The following is a 16,656-nucleotide window of genomic DNA, read 5'->3' as shown; positions in this document are numbered from 1 at the left end:
CGGGGAACCTTCATGCCGAGACAGTTTCTGGTCGTCGTGGACGACAGTCCGGAGTTCGACGCGGCCCTGCGCTATGCGGCGCGGCGCGCGAGGTCCACGGGCGGGCGCGTGGCCATGCTGCGCGTGTTGTCCGACAGCTCGGACGAGCACTGGTCGGGCGTGCGCGACGAGATCCAGCGCCAGCAGCGCGAGGAAGCCGAGGCCCTCCTGGTGCGGCTGGGGGAGATCGCGGCCGAGCGTTCCGGGTCGCAGCCGATCTTCCTGATCGAAACCGGGGAAGCCCAGGCCGCGATCCGCAAGGTCGTGGGCGAGGATCCGGAGATCAAGATCCTGGTTCTGGCGGCGGCCAGCGGGGGCAAGTCGCCTGGGCCTCTGGTTGCGGCCGTGCTGAAACAGGGTGCCGCCTTCAGCGGTCGAAAACTGCCGGTGACCATCGTCCCCGGCGAGCTGACCGACGCCGAGATCGAGGACCTGGCCTGATCCGGACGGGTCGCTGCCACAGGGTGCCGGAAACCCTGCGAAAACCGGGCGAAGGGATGAATCCGCGTTAGGGTTTCTTAACCGCCGCTCGCCACACTGCCACCTGAAGTGTGCCGCCTTCGCGGTTTCCATCCGAGCATCCATTCCGTGTCCATGTTCGCAAAGCGCCAGTCCGTTCTCGCCGCCACCGCCGGAGCGCCGCCGCAGCGCCCGCCTTTCCGCCTGTCCGCCGCGCCGGTCCTGACCGCGCTGAAGAAGCCACCTGTGGCCGTGGGAGCCGCAGGCTTCCTGCTGCTGGGCACGGCGACCCTGTTCCTTACCGTACTGGGCGATCCCCGCGCGGGAACGCCGTCGGTGCAGGTCGAGCTGAAGCGGGCTCCCGTGGTTGCGCCAGTCGGGCCGACCGGCCTCGAAGCCTTCAGCCTGGGCGATTTCGGGGCGTATCAGGATCTGACGACCGAGGGTCTGCTGGATCCCAACGGGGCTGCGGGGACGGAAGCCCTGATCACTCTGCCGGACGGGGCCTCCGTTTCTGGCGGGGGAGCTGCCATGGCCTCGCCCCGCCTGCCCGCCCAGCCCCTGCCGGCGGCCCCCATCGCCGGCCTGAGCGCGCCGGGCCCCAACGGACCTCTGCCCGTGATCGCGCCGGATGGCCGCGTCCCGGCCCAGGCCTATGCCCGTCCGTTCCGTTCGAACGGCAAGCCGCGCGTGGCCCTGATTGTCGGGGGGCTGGGCCTGAATGCCGTGACCACCCGTGCCGCCATCGAACGCCTGCCGGCCGAGGTGACCCTGAGCTTCGTGCCCTATGCTCAGGGGCTGCAGGGCTGGATCGACCTCGCCCGGGCCCAGGGCCATGAGGTGATGATCGAGATCCCGATGGAGCCGACCGGCTATCCGGACAACGACCCCGGCCCCCAGACCCTGCTGAGCACGGGCAGCGCCGAAGACATCCAGGCCAAGATGGACTGGCTGCTGGGTCGCGCGACCGGCTATTTCGGGGTGACCAACTATCTGGGGGACCGGTTCGTGGCCTCCGATGCGGGCACCAGCGCCTTCCTCGCCGTCCTGCGCCAGCGGGGTCTGGCCTTCATGGATGATGGGACCGCCCGCCGTCGCCCCGGGGCCTGGGCACGCGCGAGCGCCGATCGGGTCATTGACCAGCAGCAGACCCCGGCCGCAATCGTCGCCCAGCTGAATGCGCTGGAGGCCCTGGCCAAGTCGCGCGGAGCAGCCCTGGGGACCGGCTTCAGCTATCCGGTGACGGTCGAGGCCGCTGCCCGCTGGACCGCCGGTCTGGAAGCCCGTGGCCTGCAACTGGCTCCCGCCAGCGCCATGACCCAGCGCCCCGGGCGCTGACGGTCGGGCCTGCGGGCCTTCGCAATCCAGCCGTCAATCACCATGCGCGGGTGACGTCGTCGCTGCGGGATGGCAAGAGCGGGGCATGACCTCTGCACCCAATCTGAGCCTTTATCGCCCCAATGTCGGCGTCGTCCTGTTCAATGCGCAAGGGCAGGTCTGGTACGGGCACCGGGCCGGGACCGAGGCCTCGGGCAACTGGCAGTTCCCGCAAGGGGGCGTCGACAAGGGCGAGGATCTGGAAGTCGCCGCTCGCCGCGAGCTGGCCGAGGAAACGGGCGTGACCTCGGTGGTGATGCTGGGCCGGACCGACGACTGGATCCGTTACGATTTTCCGGTCGGCTATGGCGGGTCGAAACAGGCGCGGGGCTATGCCGGTCAGAAGCAGGTCTGGTTCGCCTATCGTTTCACGGGCGATGAGGCGGAGATCGATCTGGAGGCCCATGGCGAGGTCGAGTTCGACGCCTGGCGCTGGGGCGATCTGTCGGAGGCCCGCGACCTGATCGTGCCGTTCAAGCGCGCGGCCTATGAGCAGGTCGTCGCGGCCTTCGCGCATCTGGCGGCATGAAAAAGGCCTCCCGCGCGAACGGGAGGCCCTGTTTCATCTGAAACGCGGTCGGCCGATCAGGCCGCTGCGACTTCCGAGGCTTCCTCGGCGAGGATGGTCAGACCCTCGGCATTGACGTCGGCAAAGCCGCCCTTGACCGTGAACACGCGGCGCGCGGTGCCGGTGAAGACGGTGACTGGGCCTTCGCGCAGGGCGGTCATGAAGGGGGCGTGCTCGGGCAGGACGCCGAAGTCGCCCTCGACGCCCGGGGCATCCACCTGGTCCACCAGGCCGGCAAAGACCTCGCGTTCCGGCGACACAAGGGAGAAGTTGAGCTTCCCGGCCACTTAGGCGGCCTCGGCCAGCTTCTGGGCCTTCTCGACGGCCTCTTCGATGGTGCCGACCATGTAGAAGGCGGCTTCGGGCAGGTGGTCGTACTCACCGGCGACGATGCCCTTGAACGAGCGGATCGTGTCGGCCAGCTCGACGAACTTGCCGGGCGAGTTGGTGAACTGCTCGGCCACGAAGAAAGGCTGCGACAGGAAGCGGCTGATCTTGCGGGCGCGCGAGACGACCAGCTTGTCCTCTTCCGACAGCTCGTCCATGCCCAGGATGGCGATGATGTCCTTGAGCGACTTGTACTGTTGCAGGACTTCCTGGACCGAACGGGCGACGCGGTAGTGCTCCTCGCCGATGACCAGCGGGTCCATGATCCGCGAGGTCGAGTCCAGCGGATCGACGGCGGGGAAAATGGCCTGGGCAGCGATGTCGCGGTTCAGAACCGTGGTCGCGTCAAGGTGGGCGAAGGAGGCGGCCGGAGCCGGGTCGGTCAGGTCGTCGGCGGGAACGTAGATGGCCTGGACCGAAGTGATCGAGCCCTTCTTGGTCGAGGTGATGCGCTCCTGCAGGTTGCCCATCTCCGTGGCCAGGGTAGGCTGATAGCCCACGGCCGAGGGGATGCGGCCCAGCAGGGCGGACACTTCGGAACCGGCCTGCGTGAAGCGGAAGATGTTGTCGACGAACAGCAGGACGTCCTTGCCCTCCTCGTCGCGGAAATACTCGGCCTGGGCCAGACCGGTCAGGGCGACGCGGGCGCGGGCTCCGGGAGGCTCGTTCATCTGGCCGTAGACGAGGGCGCATTTCGAGCCTTCGCCGCCACCGGCGACGTTCACATTGGACTCGATCATCTCGTGATACAGGTCGTTGCCCTCGCGGGTCCGCTCACCCACGCCGGCCAGAACGGAGTAACCGCCGTAGGCCTTGGCGATGTTGTTGATCAGCTCCTGCATGGTCACGGTCTTGCCCACGCCGGCGCCGCCGAACAGCCCGACCTTGCCGCCCTTGGTGAAGGGGCAGATCAGGTCGATGACCTTGATGCCGGTGACGAGGATTTCCGACGAGGTGGACTGTTCTTCGAACGTCGGGGCCTCGCGGTGGATCGGGCGACGCTCGGTCGTCAGGATCGGGCCGGCTTCGTCGATCGGGTCGCCGACGACGTTCATGATGCGGCCCAGAACGGCGGGGCCGACCGGGGTCATGATCGAGGTGCCGGTGTCGGTCACGGGCTGGCCGCGGGTCAGGCCCTCGGTCGTGTCCATGGCGATGGTGCGGACCATGTTCTCACCCAGATGCTGGGCGACTTCCAGCACCAGGCGGAAGGGCTCGCCGGTCTTCTGGTCGACGTTCTGGGTTTCCAGGGCGTTCAGGATGGCGGGCAGGGGGCCGGTGAACTCGACGTCCACGACGGCACCGATGACCTGGGCGATCTTGCCGCCCTGGACGGCGGCGACGAGAGCGGCGGCTTTTGGCGCGGCGGCCTTGCGCGGGGCGGCGGGTTTCTTGGCGACGGTGTCGGTCATCGGTTGCGGTCCGTTGTCTTGTGTTCGGTCAGGATCAGATCAGAGGGCTTCGGCACCGGAGATGATCTCGATCAGCTCCTTGGTGATCTGCGCCTGGCGGGATCGGTTGTACTGCAGGGTCAGGGCGGAAATCAGGTCGCCGGCGTTGCGGGTCGCGCTGTCCATCGCGCTCATCTGGGCCCCGAAGAAACCGGCCTGGTTCTCGTAGAGAGCCGCCAGAATCTGGGTGGTGATGGCACGCGGCAGCAGGGTCTCGAGGATTTCCTCTTCCGAGGGCTCGTATTCATAGACCGCGCCCTTGAGGTCGATGGGCTCGGCGCCGCCGTCGACGACGGTCGGGATCAGCTGTTTGGCGGTCGGCACCTGGCTGATGACCGACTTGAACTGGCTGTAGAACAGGGTGACCACATCGGCGCGGCCTTCCTCGAACTCCTCGGCGATCAGCTCGGCGATCGGCTGGGCCGACGGCAGGCCGATCGTCTTGTGCTCGGACAGTTCAAACGTCTTCACGACCGCCTTGCCGTACAGACGGGTCAGCTGGTCGCGCGACTTGCGGCCCACGGCGATGACGCGGACGTCCTTGCCACTGGCGATCAGGCTGTCGATCCGCTTGCGGGCGGCGCGGATGATGTTGGACGAGAAGCCGCCCGCCAGACCCTTGTCGGCCGAAGCCACCACGATCAGGTGGCGCTGGTCCGACCCGGTGCCGGCCAGCAGCTTCGGCGCGTCGTCACCCGACACGCCCGCCGACAGGTTGGCGATGACCGCAGCCATCTTCGTCGCATAGGGCCGGGCCGCGACGGCCTGGTCCTGGGCGCGTTTCAGCTTGGCCGCGGCGACCATCTGCATGGCTTTCGTGATCTTCTGCGTGGCTTTCACGCTTCCGATCCGACTGCGCATTTCCTTGAGGCTGGCCATCCGGCGCTACTCTCTCAGCTCGGGGTCAGTTAGGCGAAGGTCTTGGCGAAGGCTTCGATGGCAGCCTTCAGTTCGGCTTCCAGCTCTTTCGACAGAGCCTTGGTCGTCTTGATGCTGCTCAGGATGCCGGCGTGGTTCGAGTGCATCCGGGCCAGGAGCTCGGATTCGAAACGACCAATGTCGGCCACGGCGATCGCATCGAGGTAGCCGCGCGTGCCGGCATAGACCGAGACGACCTGCTCCTCGACCGTCAGCGGCGAGTACTGGGGCTGTTTCAGCAGCTCGGTCAGGCGGGCACCGCGGGCCAGCAGCTTCTGGGTCGAGACGTCGAGGTCCGAACCGAATTTGGCGAAGGCGGCCATCTCGCGATACTGGGCCAGCTCGCCCTTGATCGAACCGGCGACCTGTTTCATCGCCTTGATCTGGGCCGAGGAGCCCACGCGGCTGACCGAGATGCCGACGTTCACGGCGGGGCGGATGCCTTGGTAGAACAGGTCGGATTCCAGGAAGATCTGGCCGTCGGTGATCGAGATCACGTTCGTGGGGATATAGGCCGAGACGTCGTTGGCCTGGGTCTCGATCAGCGGCAGCGCCGTCATCGAGCCGGAACCGTTGTCCTCGTTCAGCTTGGCCGAACGCTCCAGCAGGCGGCTGTGCAGGTAGAAGACGTCGCCCGGATAGGCTTCACGGCCGGGCGGGCGGCGCAGCAGCAGGGACATCTGGCGATAGGCGACGGCCTGTTTCGACAGATCGTCATAGACGATCAGGGCATGCATGCCGTTGTCGCGGAAATACTCGCCCATGGCCGTGCCCGAGAACGGGGCCAGGAACTGCAGCGGGGCGGGCTCGGACGCCGTGGCGGCGATCACGATGGTGTAGTCCAGGGCGCCGCGCTCCTCGAGCGTCTTGACGATCTGGGCCACCGTCGAGCGCTTCTGGCCGATGGCGACGTAGATGCAGTAGAGCTTCTCGCCTTCCGACGCGCCCTCAACGTTGATCGACTTCTGGTTCAGGATGGTGTCGATCGCCACGGCGGTCTTGCCGACCTGACGGTCACCGATGATCAGTTCGCGCTGGCCACGGCCGACGGGGATCAGGGTGTCGATGGCCTTGAGGCCGGTCTGCATCGGCTCATGCACCGACTTGCGCGGGATGATGCCGGGAGCCTTGACGTCCACGCGGCGACGCTCGGTGAACTGGATCGGGCCCTTGCCGTCGATCGGCTCGCCCAGCGGGTTGACGACGCGGCCCAGCAGGCCCTTGCCGACCGGAACGTCCACGATCTCGCCCAGGCGGCGGACTTCGTCGCCCTCGGCGATCTGGGCATCGGCGCCGAAGATCACGGCGCCGACGTTGTCGCGCTCGAGGTTCAGGGCCATGCCCTTCACGCCGGCCTTCGGGAATTCGATCATCTCGCCAGCCTGGACATTGTCCAGGCCGTGGATGCGGGCGATGCCGTCACCGACCGACAGCACCTGACCGACGTCGGACACGTCGGCTTCGACGCCAAAATTGGCGATCTGGCCTTTGAGGATGGCCGAAATCTCGGCGGCGCGAATGTCCATGGTGTGGCTCTCTGGCTTTCGTCTTCTTGGAAGCGCGGTGTGTGGGCCGCGCTGCGTTCGTGGGTCAGGCCCGTTTCAGGGCGAACTTCATCTGGTCGAGTTTGGATTTCAGCGAGGCGTCGAACAGTTTCGACCCCACCTTGACCTTCAGTCCGCCGAGGATGGCGGGGTCGACGCGGGCGGTGATCTCGGGCGCCTTGCCCAGCGCCTGCATCAGGGCCGAGCGGATGTGGGTCGTCTGGGCGGTCGTGAGCGGCACGGCGGATACCACCTCAGCGGCGACGACGCCCGTGTGCTTCGAATACAAGGCCTCGAAGCCGGTGATGACGCCGCCCAGATCGCGGGCGCGGCCATTCTGGCCCAGCAGGCCGAGGAAGTTGCGGGTCGTCGTGTCGAATTTCGCCGCATCGGCGATGGCCACGAGACCCTTCTGCTGGTCATCGGCAGCGATGACCGGCGAGGTCGCCAGGCGGCGCAGGTCGGCGCTTTCGATCCAGGCCGCCTTCAGCGACTTGAGATCGGCGCGCACGGCGTCGAGTTTGCCTGTCTCCAGGGCCAGATCGAACAACGCCTGTGCATAGCGTTCTCCGACGTCCGTCGTTCTGAAATCGTCAGCCACTTATAGGGTCCGCCCGGGGATTAAGCGTTGGTCGTTTTGCGACCGGCGGAGAGGGTCTCGCCGATCAAAAGCTTGAAATGCTTGGTAAAGCACGACGAAAAACCCGCCTCAGGGACGGGCCTTCGCTAAGCCGGGGCGCTGATAGCATGGGTAATCCCCCCTCGCAACCGAGGCAGGGCACCGCAGGCGGGTCGTGCCCGACCGTGTCCCCGACGCCTCAGCATTTGCCCGCAAGGCAACCGTGACGCTAGAAGCGTGTTCATAGGCCCGACCCTCTCCCGACGCACTCGGGGGCCAGACCTCACAGGATCTCCCGACCCATGCTTGAAAGCATCACGCCCCTCTTGTCCGACCCGGCCGCATGGGCGGCTCTCGTCACCCTGATCATCATGGAAGTGGTGCTGGGGATCGACAATCTGATCTTCATCTCGATCCTGTCAAACAAGCTGCCGGAAAACCAGCGCCAGAAGGTCCGCCGCATCGGCATCGGCCTGGCCCTGATCATGCGTCTGGCCCTGCTGTCGATCATCGCATGGCTGGTCGGCCTGACCGCCACCGTGATCGATCTGGGCATCGTCGGCCCGCTGGGCGAGAACGGCGAGCCTGCCTTCGAGACGGCCTTCAGTTGGAAGGACCTGATCCTGCTGGCCGGTGGCCTGTTCCTGATGTGGAAGGCGACCAAGGAAATCCACCACACGGTCGATCCGACGCCGAGCCATGACGTGCTCGACAAGAAGAGCGTCGTGATCAACAACGCGGGCGCGGCGATCTTCCAGATCATCCTGCTGGACCTGGTCTTCTCGATCGACTCGATCCTGACCGCGATCGGCATGACCGAGCACCTGCCGATCATGGTCGTGGCCGTCCTGGTCGCCGTGGGTGTCATGCTGCTGGCCGCCGACCCTCTGGCGAATTTCATCAACAAGAACCCGACCGTAGTCATGCTGGCCCTGGGCTTTCTGCTGATGATCGGCATGGTGCTGATCGCCGATGCCTTCGGCGTGCACGTGCCCAAGGGCTATATCTACGCCGCCATGGCCTTCTCGGCCCTCGTGGAGGGGCTGAACATGCTCAGCCGCAAGTCGGGGTCCAAGCGAGAGAAGGCCGAGCTGGCGCGCGCCCAGGCCAATGAGGCCGAGGCCCGGGCCCAGACCGCGGAAAAGGAAGCCGCGGCGGACCCGACCCGCTGATGCGCGCCCCGGTCCTGATCGCTGTCGGACTTCTCCTGACGGGAGGCGCGGCGGCTGGTCAGGACCCGCCGGCCGCGGCCTTGCCGACCGTGCAGGGCTTCGAGATCGTCGCGACCTATCCGCACGATCCGGGCGCCTTCACCCAGGGCCTGATTGTTCATGACGGTGACCTGATCGAGACGACGGGCCGCTACCCGTCGACCCTGCGACGGGTGCGGCTGGCCGATGGCACCGTGCTGCAGAAGCGTGAACTGGACCGGGCCTATTTCGGCGAGGGTGTCACCGAGCTGGGGGGCAAGCTGTTCAGCCTGACATGGCAGAACGGCACGGGCTTCATCTGGAATGCGGACGATCTGAGCCCGCTTGGACAGTTCGCCTATCCGGGCGAGGGATGGGGCCTGACCGATGACGGGCAACGCCTGATCCTGTCGGATGGCACTCCGGTGATCCGGTTCCTGGACCCCGTGACCTTTGCCGAGACCGGCCGCATCACCGTTACCTATGGCGGACGGCCCGTGACGCGGCTGAACGAGCTGGAGTGGATCGACGGCCAGATCGTCGCCAACCTGTGGAGGCAGGACCTGCTGGTGCGGATCGATCCGGTGTCCGGCGCGGTCGTGGGCGTCATCGACCTGACCGATATCCTGCCAGTGGCGGAGCGCGTCGAACCGACCGACGATGTGCTGAACGGGATTGCCTGGGACGCGGCAGGCCGGCGGCTGTTCGTGACAGGCAAGAACTGGCCGAAGCTGTTCGAAATCCGGCTGACGGACGCGGAATAGGGTCCAGTCACCCCGCTCCTCCCGGCGAAAGCCGGGACCCAGTTCTGGGCAATGCAAAAATGTTTCGCAGTGCGCGCCCCGCTATCCGCAAGTGCGGCGAAGGCACCGGGTCCCGGCTTTCGCCGGGATGAGCGGAAAACGGGCTAGTTCAGGCGGGTGCTGATCTGACCAATGGCAGCGTCGAGCATCGGGTCCGTAGTCTGGCCGGCGATGCGGGCCGTCAGGATGGCCTCGGCAGCCCGGGCGGCGACGTCGGCAGCGGCAGCCTTGACCTCTGCCGTCGCTTGGGCCTCGGCCTGGGCGATGCGGCGTTCGGCCATGGCCTGACGACGGGCCATGGTTTCCTCGAGACGGGCGCGGGCCTCGACTTCCATGGTGCGGGCATCGGCCTCGGCAGCGCGCAGCATTTCCTGCGCCTGGGCTTCGGCTTCGGCCTTTTCCTGACGGATGGTGGCGAGCAGGGCCTCGGCCTCTGCACGGAGGCGGGCGGCCTCGTCCAGTTCGGCCTGGATCTTGGCGGCCTTGGCGTCGAGCGTACCGGCGACCAGCTTGGGCACGCCGGCAGCGATCACGATGCCGAAGAACAGGATCAGGCCAATGCCGACCCAGAGTTCAGGGTTGGAGACGTTCCAGAAATAGCCTTCGAGGAAATGGGGCATATCAGGCGGCTCCCTTGACTGCGGCGGCGGCGTCGGCGGCGCTGACCTTGGTGCCGGTCAGGCGCTCGACGATGGCCTGGGTCGTGTCGGCAGCGATGGTGCCGACATTGGCCATGGCAGCGTCACGGGTCTGGCCGATGGCGGCTTCGGCGGTGGCGATGCGGGCGTTGACCTCGGACTCTTCGGCCGCACGACGGGCGTTGGCTTCCTCGGTGACGCGCGCCTTGGCGGCAGCGGCCATGGCGCGGGACTGGGCGCGGGCTTCGGCGACCTCGGCCTTGGCGGCAGCGGCCTGGACCGCGGCTTCGGCCTGGACCGACTTGGCCGTGGCAACGGCGCTGGAAATGGTGGTGGCCCGCTCGTCCATGACGCGGCGCAGACGCGGCGCAAAGACCTTGGAGATCAGCAGGTACAGGACGACGAACAGGAACAGCAGATAGACGATCTGCCCGCCCCAGACGGACGTGTCGAACTGGGGCAGACCCCCGGATTCGGCTTCGGTCGTGGCGGTCGTTCCGCCGTGGATGTCTGTGGATTCGGGGGCGGCCATGGTGTCCGTCTGCGAGATATCAGCAAAGAGGCGGTGCCCTCCGGGTCAGGAGGACACCGCCGCTGGAAACGCCGTGAAAATTAGGCGTTGAGGATCAGGATGCCCAGCACGAAGGCCAGGATGCCGAGGGCTTCGGCCAGAGCCGCGCCCACGAACAGGTTACCGACCTGGCTGCCGGCGGCCGAAGGGTTGCGCAGGGCACCGTTCAGGAAGTTGGCGAAGATGTTGCCCACGCCGATGGCAGAGCCGATCATTCCGAGGGTGGCGAGGCCAGCACCGATGTATTTTGCGGCTTCAGCTTCCATGAGATTCAAATCCTAGTTTCTGGGTTTCGGGGTTGGGGCGAAGAGGCTGGGCGTGGCTTTAGTGGCCGTGGCCCAGGTTGACCACATCATTCAGGTAGATGGTGGCCAGAACAGCGAACACGAAGGCCTGCAGGAAGGCCACGAGGAACTCGAGGGCGGTCAGGGCGACGACCATGGTCATCGACAGGGCCGCGATCGGCAGGGCCCAGAGGCCAAGGCCCTCGCCAGCGAAAGCCATGGCTCCCAGGCTGACGACGAAGCCGGCAAAGATCTTCAGCGCGACGTGACCGCCCAGCATGTTGCCGAACAGACGCAGCGCCAGCGTGACCGGCCGCAGCAGGAAGGACAGGAACTCGATCGCGCCGACGACGGGGCGAAGGAGCAGCGGGGCGCTGGACGGCCAGAACAGCAGGAAGAAGCCCAGGCCGTGCTTGAGGATGCCCACGCCGATGACCAGCAGGATGGTCAGCATGGCGAACGTGATGGTGACGGCCAGTTGCGACGTCGCCGTGAAGGTCAGGAACATCCCCAGCAGGTTCATGCCCAGGATCAGGGTGAACAGGGTGAAGACGAACGGGAAATACTTGCGGCCCTCATGGCCGATGATGGAGTCCGTGACGCCGTCGATCATGCCGAACAGGGTCTCGCCCGTCGACTGGAGCCGGCCGGGCACCACCTTGGCGCCCGACGTCACGGCCGTCAGGAACAGGACCACCATCAGGAAGGCGATCGTCATGGCGACGTGCGAGTTGGTGAAGGCGATCACCTGATTGCCGAGCACGGGGACATTGACCTCGCCAAAGGTCATGCCCGGCAGCGGGTGAATCTCGAACTGTTCGATCGGATCGGCCAAGGCCTATCGCTCCTCATCATTGGCGTCGTCGAACGGGATAGAACGAGGTTCCACGCCGGCCGCCGCTGCCTGTGCCATCAGCCGTTTGGCCGTCTGCCACGCCATCCACAAAGACACGGCGAAGCCCAGAAGGACCCCGCCAATCACACCCCACGGCGCCGTTCCGGCGAAGCGGTCGAACACGAACCCGGCACCGATCCCCAGAAAGACGCCGCCCAGAAGCTGGGCCACGACCTTGTATGCCTGGCCCGCCACGGCCTGACCGGCCGCATCGGATTGCGCTTCCCTGGTGGTCCGCGCCTCCAGATCGGATGCGCTTTTCGCGAGGCGTGCGATCGCCTCTTCGCGCGATTCCGTATTCTGGGACATGAGCCTGTTCGATCGACGTTCCGGAGAGCCCGGAACGGGTCTGAATTCGGCGCGGAACCTATAGCTGGATCCCTGCGAGGTCAAGGCTGGGTCGTGAGGCCCCAAGTCCATGATTCTAAAGCTGATATCGAGGGAAGGAGGCGTTCTGTCCGAGGCTGTGACATTTCTCCCTCCCTCTCGGGTCAGGCGGCGGCTTTCCGGCGGACCCGTGCTATCCGGCGCAGTCGGCGCCAGAAGCGGCCCCGGGCCGGCTCCGGATAGGGTTCGAGGTTCTCGACGAACTGTTCGGCGGAGGCGCGCCAGCTGAACTTTTCGGCATAGGCGCGGACCGCAGCCCGGTCGCACTCCAGCGCCTTCATGCAGGCGACCTTCAGATCGTCGTCGATGGCCCCGGCGTTGGAGCCGGGGATGATGTCGATCGGGCCATGGGCGGGATAGGCTGCAACCGGCGTGCCCGTGGCCATGGCCTCGAGGATCACCAGACCGAAGGTGTCGGTCCAGCTGGGGAAGACGAAGACGTCCGCATCGCGAAAGCAGCGCGCCAGCTCCTCGCCGAACCGCGCGCCGAGGAATTTGGCGTCCGGGTAACGGGCTTCGAGGTCGGCACGGGCCGGGCCGTCACCGACGACGATCTTTGTGCCCGGCAGGTCGGTCGACAGGAAGGCTTCGATGTTCTTCTCGACCGCGACCCGACCGACATTGAGGAAGAAGGGACGCGGCCAGTCCTTGCCGCCCAGCTCGTCGAAAATGCGCGGCAGGTCGGGATTGAACTGTTCGGTGTCCACGCCGCGCGACCAGGGCGAGACGTTGCGAAAGCCATGCTCGACGAGTTCGTCCCGCAGTGTCGGTGTGGCCACCATCAGCCGGCCCGACGGCTTGTGGAACCATTTCATATAGGCGTAGCCGACCTGGACCGGGATCGGGAATCGCGCCGAAACATATTCGGGAAATTTCGTGTGGTAGCTGGTCGTGAACGGCAGTTTCCATTCGACGCAGATGCGCCGGGTCGCAATGCCGATCGGCCCCTCGGTGGCGATATGGACGGCTTCCGGCTCGAAGGCGCGCAGACGTTCGCGGATTTCTTCCTCGGCCCCCAGGGCAAGGCGAATCTCGGGATAGGTGGGGCAGGGGATGGTCTTGAACTGGTCGGGGCGGATCACGTCCACCTCATGGCCCATGGCCCGGCACTCCTCGACCGTGCGGGTCAGGGTGCGGACGACGCCGTTGACTTGCGGCTCCCAGGCGTCGGTGGCCAGAACGATACGCATAGGCGCGAGCAGTCTCCACCATGAACGATGGACTGCTCTAGCCGTTCGCGCGACCGGGCAAAAGCCCTCAAGCTGCAGCGCCGGCGATCAGTCGAGGGCGACGCTGACCCTGAGGCCGACCACAACGACCGTATCGGCCGAGCGCAGACCGCCGGCATTCCGGATCAGTTGCAGGTCCGGCTGGACCGTCAGCGGGCCGATGCGATCGGAATAGGTGATCTCGAATCCCTGCTCGGCAGACGCGGGGCGATCGCCTCCGTCGCGAAGATTGGCCTGGGCCTTGTCCGACAGAAGGCCTTCATGGACGCCGATGGAAAACTGGCTGTCGGGGCGGGACGCCCAGACCTGGTTCAGGAGGACGCCGGCCTGCCAGCCGCCAGAGAAGTCCGTGGTGTCGCCGTCGGACAGGCCGACCCGGACGAAGCCGCGCGCGTTGCCGCCAGCGGGGGTCTGGAAGAGGTCGGTCTCGGCCAGGGCATAAATCCCCTGTGCCGTGGTCCTGGCCGGATTGCCGTCGGGGGCGAGGGTGCGGATGTCGTCCTGAGCCCTGTCATAGCGCCAGGTGCCGGCGGCAAGGCGCGTCGGGCCATTCCAGCCGGCTTCGCCGATCAGCAGCACGCCATCGTCCATATCGGTGTCGATGCCATCCGGATCGCCCAGGGTACTGGCCCGGGCGTTGATGGCCGCGACCTGGCCATAGCCACCCTCTTCGCGGCCGATCCGCAGTCGCGCAGCCAGAGCCGTGGACGGAAAGATGGATGGCCCGTTCGGCCCGGTCGAGGCCAGTTCCGAGCCGATGCCGAAGGGTGGCGCGATCAGCAGGCCCGCGGCGTCGGTCGCGTAGAATTCGCTGTTGAGGTCATACAGGCCGGTGCGCAGCGTTGCCCGCCCGTCCGCAAGATCCTGCTCGATCCAGAGTTCGAACAGCCGCACGGCAGCATCGCCGACCTCGATATTGTCGATGCCCTGCAGCGTGCCGGCCAGGGCATTGGGCTCGCCGCCGTTGTTGACCAGTACGGCACCGTGAACCCGGGCACCACGCCAGCCGGTCAGACGTTCCAGGTCTGCGTCGACGACGAGATCGAGATTGTCGAGGGCCCGCCAGTCCAGCGAGCGATCTCGCGCATCCACGCCGATGACATCTGCTGTATAGGCGGCACTGAACGTCCAGGGTTCCTGTTCATCCTGAGCAAAGGCAGTACTGGCTGTGACGAGGGCCAGAAATGCAGCCCCAAACGCTGCACGGCGATGCATGATGAGCATGTCGTCTTCCCTGTTTCAGGTTGACGATGGCCATAACCGCTGAAGTTAAGCTTAAACTGCGGTTATTTTGTTTTGCGTATCTTATTCCCGATTGTCGCCATGAGCGGTTCGATTGCTAAGTAGGTCTACGTATTCGCCATTATACCCAAGTTTAATGACTGGAGCGTCTAATTCATTCCAAAGGGAGTGACTTCATGCTCAAGACCATTCGCGCCAAGATCATCGTGGCTGGAATAGCGGTTGTCGGGCTTTGCCTCAGCATGGGGGCCGTCGGTTACTGGGTCGATGTCACTCTGGGGCGGGCGCTCGAGTCCTCGCAGCTTTCCAGCGAGGTGCTGCGCAACCACATGCGCGCGGACATGATGCACGATGCCCTGCGCTCCGACGCCCTGGCCGCGCTGCTGTCGATCGATCCCCAGAGCGGAATCGCCCTGACGGACGTGAAGGCCGACCTTGCCGAGCACAGTGCCGTCTTCCGCGAGAGCGTGGCGGCCAACGAGACCCTGGCCCAGGATGCAGGGACGCGTCGCGCTCTGGCCGAGGTGAAGCCTTCACTGGACGCCTACATCATCTCGGCCGAACGGATCGTCGCCCTGGCCTCGAGCAACGCCGCTCTGGCCCGGGCAGAACTCACGCCCTTCATGGCCGATTTCGCGGATCTTGAATCGCGGATGGAAAAGGCGGGTGACGACATCACGGCCGTTGCATTGGCGTCCAAGACGGACGCCGAGGCCAAGGCCGTTCTCGGCCGGCGCATGATGATCGGTGCGATGATCGGCGGGCTGCTCGTGGCCGGCGTGATGATCGCGACCGCGCTGGGCCAGATCGTCCGGCCCATCATGACCCTGTCCAACGCCATGCTGGCCCTGGCCAAGGGCGAGACCGACGTGGACATGAGCAGCGCAAGACGGTCCGACGAGGTCGGGGCCATCAGTCGATCGGTCGAGGCCCTGCAGACCCTGATCATGGAGCGAACGCGCGCGGAGGCCGAGGCCGTTCTGCGCCAGCGGGAAGCCGCCGACCAGGAAAGGGAAAGGGCAGACGCCGCCCGGGCGGCCACGGCGCGGGAGCAGGCAGTCGTGGTCGGGGCTCTGGCCAGCGGCCTCGAGCATCTGGCCAAGGGTGACCTGACCTATGCCATTCGTGCGGAATTCCCGGGTGACTACGCCAAGCTGAAGGCCGACTTCAATCTGGCGATCCAGCAGATGCGGGAAGCCATGAGCGATGTGGTCGGCAATGTCGGGGCCATCCGTTCCGGGTCGGGCGAGATCAGCCATGCGGCCGATGACCTGTCGCGCCGGACCGAGCAGCAGGCCGCCAGCCTCGAGGAGACGGCCGCTGCCCTGGATGAGATCACGGCGACCGTCAGCCGGACCGCCACGGGTGCCAGCCAGGCTCTCGCCGCCGTCAAGGCTGCCAAGGGTGACGCAGAGACCAGCGGTGTCGTGGTCAGTGAAGCGATCGAGGCCATGAGTGACATCGAGAAATCGGCCAACGAGATCAGTCAGATCATCGGCGTCATCGACGAGATCGCCTTCCAGACCAATCTTCTGGCCCTGAACGCCGGCGTCGAGGCCGCGCGGGCCGGGGATGCGGGGCGTGGCTTTGCCGTGGTGGCTCAGGAAGTCCGGGCCCTGGCCCAGCGCTCGGCCGAGGCGGCCAAGGAGATCAAGGTGCTGATCTCGGCGTCATCGCGCCAGGTCAGCTCGGGGGTCGGACTGGTCGGACAGACCGGCGAGGCGCTTCAGAGCATCATGGCGCGGGTGAACGAGATCAACGGCCTGATCGCCGAGATCGCGGCCTCGGCCAGCGAACAGTCGACCGGACTTCTGGAGGTCAATACAGCCGTCAACCAGATGGATCAGGTGACCCAGCAGAATGCCGCGATGGTCGAGCAATCGACCGCCGCCAGCCATGCCCTGGCCCAGGAAGCCGAGCAGCTGCAACGCTCGGTCAGCCGCTTCCAGGTCGAGAGCAGCGGCTACCGTGGCGGCGAGGCCGCGCTGCAACAGGCAGCCTGACGCAGGCAAACATCGGCCCTTTCCCCATTGCGGGCTAAGGGAGTAGAGCGTG

Annotated in this window: 18 protein-coding genes; 6 read left to right on the top strand and 12 right to left on the bottom strand. The window is 66.2% G+C overall.

The genetic code is table 11. The features are described from left to right. Positions 1–12 precede the first annotated feature (12 nt). The 3 genes from GGR13_RS01380 to GGR13_RS01370 all read left to right on the top strand — a co-directional run bounded on the left by GGR13_RS01380 (position 13) and on the right by GGR13_RS01370 (position 2,404). Complete coding sequence (locus GGR13_RS01380) at positions 13–480, top strand: universal stress protein (RefSeq protein WP_183211669.1); 468 nt, start codon at positions 13–15, stop codon at positions 478–480. A 153-nt stretch (positions 481–633) separates the two neighbouring features. Continuing rightward, positions 634–1,836 (top strand): divergent polysaccharide deacetylase family protein, encoded by a 1,203-nt coding sequence (locus GGR13_RS01375; protein WP_183212254.1) that lies wholly within the window; start codon positions 634–636, stop codon positions 1,834–1,836. 85 nt (positions 1,837–1,921) lie between these two features. After that, positions 1,922–2,404 (top strand): RNA pyrophosphohydrolase, encoded by a 483-nt coding sequence (locus GGR13_RS01370; RefSeq protein ID WP_183211668.1) that lies wholly within the window; start codon positions 1,922–1,924, stop codon positions 2,402–2,404. A 56-nt stretch (positions 2,405–2,460) separates the two neighbouring features. Here GGR13_RS01370 and GGR13_RS01365 read toward each other — a convergent pair whose 3' ends face one another. From GGR13_RS01365 to GGR13_RS01345, 5 genes are all read right to left on the bottom strand, one after another. Beyond that, positions 2,461–2,730 carry an ATP synthase F1 subunit epsilon gene (locus GGR13_RS01365; protein ID WP_183211667.1) on the bottom strand — a complete coding sequence of 90 codons (270 nt, stop codon included), beginning with the start codon at positions 2,728–2,730 and terminating at the stop codon, positions 2,461–2,463. Next, the gene (gene atpD / locus GGR13_RS01360) at positions 2,731–4,242 is read right to left on the bottom strand and encodes a F0F1 ATP synthase subunit beta (RefSeq protein ID WP_183211666.1); all 1,512 of its coding nucleotides are present in this window, start codon (positions 4,240–4,242) and stop codon (positions 2,731–2,733) included. Between the two features lie 39 nt (positions 4,243–4,281). Further along, positions 4,282–5,160: a F0F1 ATP synthase subunit gamma gene (locus GGR13_RS01355; RefSeq protein WP_183211665.1), complete on the bottom strand. Its 879-nt coding sequence runs from the start codon at positions 5,158–5,160 to the stop codon at positions 4,282–4,284. 29 nt (positions 5,161–5,189) lie between these two features. Then, entirely contained in the window at positions 5,190–6,725 is a 1,536-nt protein-coding gene (gene atpA / locus GGR13_RS01350) for a F0F1 ATP synthase subunit alpha (RefSeq protein ID WP_183211664.1), read from the bottom strand. Positions 6,726–6,789: 64 nt separating this feature from the next. Beyond that, complete coding sequence (locus GGR13_RS01345) at positions 6,790–7,344, bottom strand: F0F1 ATP synthase subunit delta (RefSeq protein WP_183211663.1); 555 nt, start codon at positions 7,342–7,344, stop codon at positions 6,790–6,792. A gap of 320 nt (positions 7,345–7,664) precedes the next feature. Between GGR13_RS01345 and GGR13_RS01340 the strand changes: the two genes are divergently transcribed. Together GGR13_RS01340 and GGR13_RS01335 are read left to right on the top strand one after the other, a co-directional pair. After that, the gene (locus tag GGR13_RS01340; protein WP_183211662.1) at positions 7,665–8,534 is read left to right on the top strand and encodes a TerC family protein; all 870 of its coding nucleotides are present in this window, start codon (positions 7,665–7,667) and stop codon (positions 8,532–8,534) included. Then, the gene (locus GGR13_RS01335) at positions 8,534–9,316 is read left to right on the top strand and encodes a glutaminyl-peptide cyclotransferase (RefSeq protein WP_183211661.1); all 783 of its coding nucleotides are present in this window, start codon (positions 8,534–8,536) and stop codon (positions 9,314–9,316) included. Before GGR13_RS01340 ends, GGR13_RS01335 begins: the two co-directional genes overlap by 1 nt. A gap of 143 nt (positions 9,317–9,459) precedes the next feature. Here the strand turns inward: GGR13_RS01335 and GGR13_RS01330 are convergent, their stop codons facing one another. The 7 genes from GGR13_RS01330 to GGR13_RS01300 all read right to left on the bottom strand — a co-directional run bounded on the left by GGR13_RS01330 (position 9,460) and on the right by GGR13_RS01300 (position 14,574). After that, positions 9,460–9,975 (bottom strand): F0F1 ATP synthase subunit B, encoded by a 516-nt coding sequence (locus GGR13_RS01330; RefSeq protein ID WP_183211660.1) that lies wholly within the window; start codon positions 9,973–9,975, stop codon positions 9,460–9,462. Position 9,976: 1 nt separating this feature from the next. Beyond that, complete coding sequence (locus GGR13_RS01325) at positions 9,977–10,525, bottom strand: F0F1 ATP synthase subunit B family protein (RefSeq protein ID WP_183211659.1); 549 nt, start codon at positions 10,523–10,525, stop codon at positions 9,977–9,979. Positions 10,526–10,605: 80 nt separating this feature from the next. Next, positions 10,606–10,830 (bottom strand): F0F1 ATP synthase subunit C, encoded by a 225-nt coding sequence (locus GGR13_RS01320; RefSeq protein ID WP_077356178.1) that lies wholly within the window; start codon positions 10,828–10,830, stop codon positions 10,606–10,608. Positions 10,831–10,888: 58 nt separating this feature from the next. Next, complete coding sequence (locus tag GGR13_RS01315) at positions 10,889–11,683, bottom strand: F0F1 ATP synthase subunit A (protein WP_183211658.1); 795 nt, start codon at positions 11,681–11,683, stop codon at positions 10,889–10,891. 3 nt (positions 11,684–11,686) lie between these two features. Beyond that, complete coding sequence (locus GGR13_RS01310; protein WP_183211657.1) at positions 11,687–12,052, bottom strand: AtpZ/AtpI family protein; 366 nt, start codon at positions 12,050–12,052, stop codon at positions 11,687–11,689. A gap of 182 nt (positions 12,053–12,234) precedes the next feature. Beyond that, entirely contained in the window at positions 12,235–13,320 is a 1,086-nt protein-coding gene (locus GGR13_RS01305; protein ID WP_183211656.1) for a glycosyltransferase family 4 protein, read from the bottom strand. Between the two features lie 87 nt (positions 13,321–13,407). Then, positions 13,408–14,574, bottom strand: a complete 1,167-nt coding sequence (locus tag GGR13_RS01300) for a carbohydrate porin (RefSeq protein ID WP_183211655.1) — start codon at positions 14,572–14,574, stop codon at positions 13,408–13,410. Between the two features lie 203 nt (positions 14,575–14,777). Between GGR13_RS01300 and GGR13_RS01295 the strand changes: the two genes are divergently transcribed. Then, positions 14,778–16,604, top strand: a complete 1,827-nt coding sequence (locus GGR13_RS01295) for a methyl-accepting chemotaxis protein (RefSeq protein ID WP_183211654.1) — start codon at positions 14,778–14,780, stop codon at positions 16,602–16,604. Positions 16,605–16,656: the final 52 nt, after the last annotated feature.

Origin of the sequence: Brevundimonas variabilis (assembly GCF_014199945.1) — a bacterium.
GTDB lineage: Bacteria > Pseudomonadota > Alphaproteobacteria > Caulobacterales > Caulobacteraceae > Brevundimonas > Brevundimonas variabilis.
Note: the sequence above shows the minus strand (reverse complement) of the source record. Positions and strands in the feature narration are given on the sequence as shown.

What these genes read in the sequence shown, in the direction of transcription:
- GGR13_RS01380 (WP_183211669.1), top strand. Translation starts at nt 13, where the DNA reads ATGCCGAGACAGTTTCTGGTCGTCGTGGACGACAGTCCGGAGTTCGAC.
- GGR13_RS01375 (WP_183212254.1), top strand. Translation starts at nt 634, where the DNA reads ATGTTCGCAAAGCGCCAGTCCGTTCTCGCCGCCACCGCCGGAGCGCCG.
- GGR13_RS01370 (WP_183211668.1), top strand. Translation starts at nt 1,922, where the DNA reads ATGACCTCTGCACCCAATCTGAGCCTTTATCGCCCCAATGTCGGCGTC.
- atpD (WP_183211666.1), bottom strand. Translation starts at nt 4,242, where the DNA reads ATGACCGACACCGTCGCCAAGAAACCCGCCGCCCCGCGCAAGGCCGCC.
- GGR13_RS01355 (WP_183211665.1), bottom strand. Translation starts at nt 5,160, where the DNA reads ATGGCCAGCCTCAAGGAAATGCGCAGTCGGATCGGAAGCGTGAAAGCC.
- atpA (WP_183211664.1), bottom strand. Translation starts at nt 6,725, where the DNA reads ATGGACATTCGCGCCGCCGAGATTTCGGCCATCCTCAAAGGCCAGATC.
- GGR13_RS01340 (WP_183211662.1), top strand. Translation starts at nt 7,665, where the DNA reads ATGCTTGAAAGCATCACGCCCCTCTTGTCCGACCCGGCCGCATGGGCG.
- GGR13_RS01335 (WP_183211661.1), top strand. Translation starts at nt 8,534, where the DNA reads ATGCGCGCCCCGGTCCTGATCGCTGTCGGACTTCTCCTGACGGGAGGC.
- GGR13_RS01330 (WP_183211660.1), bottom strand. Translation starts at nt 9,975, where the DNA reads ATGCCCCATTTCCTCGAAGGCTATTTCTGGAACGTCTCCAACCCTGAA.
- GGR13_RS01325 (WP_183211659.1), bottom strand. Translation starts at nt 10,525, where the DNA reads ATGGCCGCCCCCGAATCCACAGACATCCACGGCGGAACGACCGCCACG.
- GGR13_RS01320 (WP_077356178.1), bottom strand. Translation starts at nt 10,830, where the DNA reads ATGGAAGCTGAAGCCGCAAAATACATCGGTGCTGGCCTCGCCACCCTC.
- GGR13_RS01310 (WP_183211657.1), bottom strand. Translation starts at nt 12,052, where the DNA reads ATGTCCCAGAATACGGAATCGCGCGAAGAGGCGATCGCACGCCTCGCG.
- GGR13_RS01305 (WP_183211656.1), bottom strand. Translation starts at nt 13,320, where the DNA reads ATGCGTATCGTTCTGGCCACCGACGCCTGGGAGCCGCAAGTCAACGGC.
- GGR13_RS01300 (WP_183211655.1), bottom strand. Translation starts at nt 14,574, where the DNA reads ATGCATCGCCGTGCAGCGTTTGGGGCTGCATTTCTGGCCCTCGTCACA.
- GGR13_RS01295 (WP_183211654.1), top strand. Translation starts at nt 14,778, where the DNA reads ATGCTCAAGACCATTCGCGCCAAGATCATCGTGGCTGGAATAGCGGTT.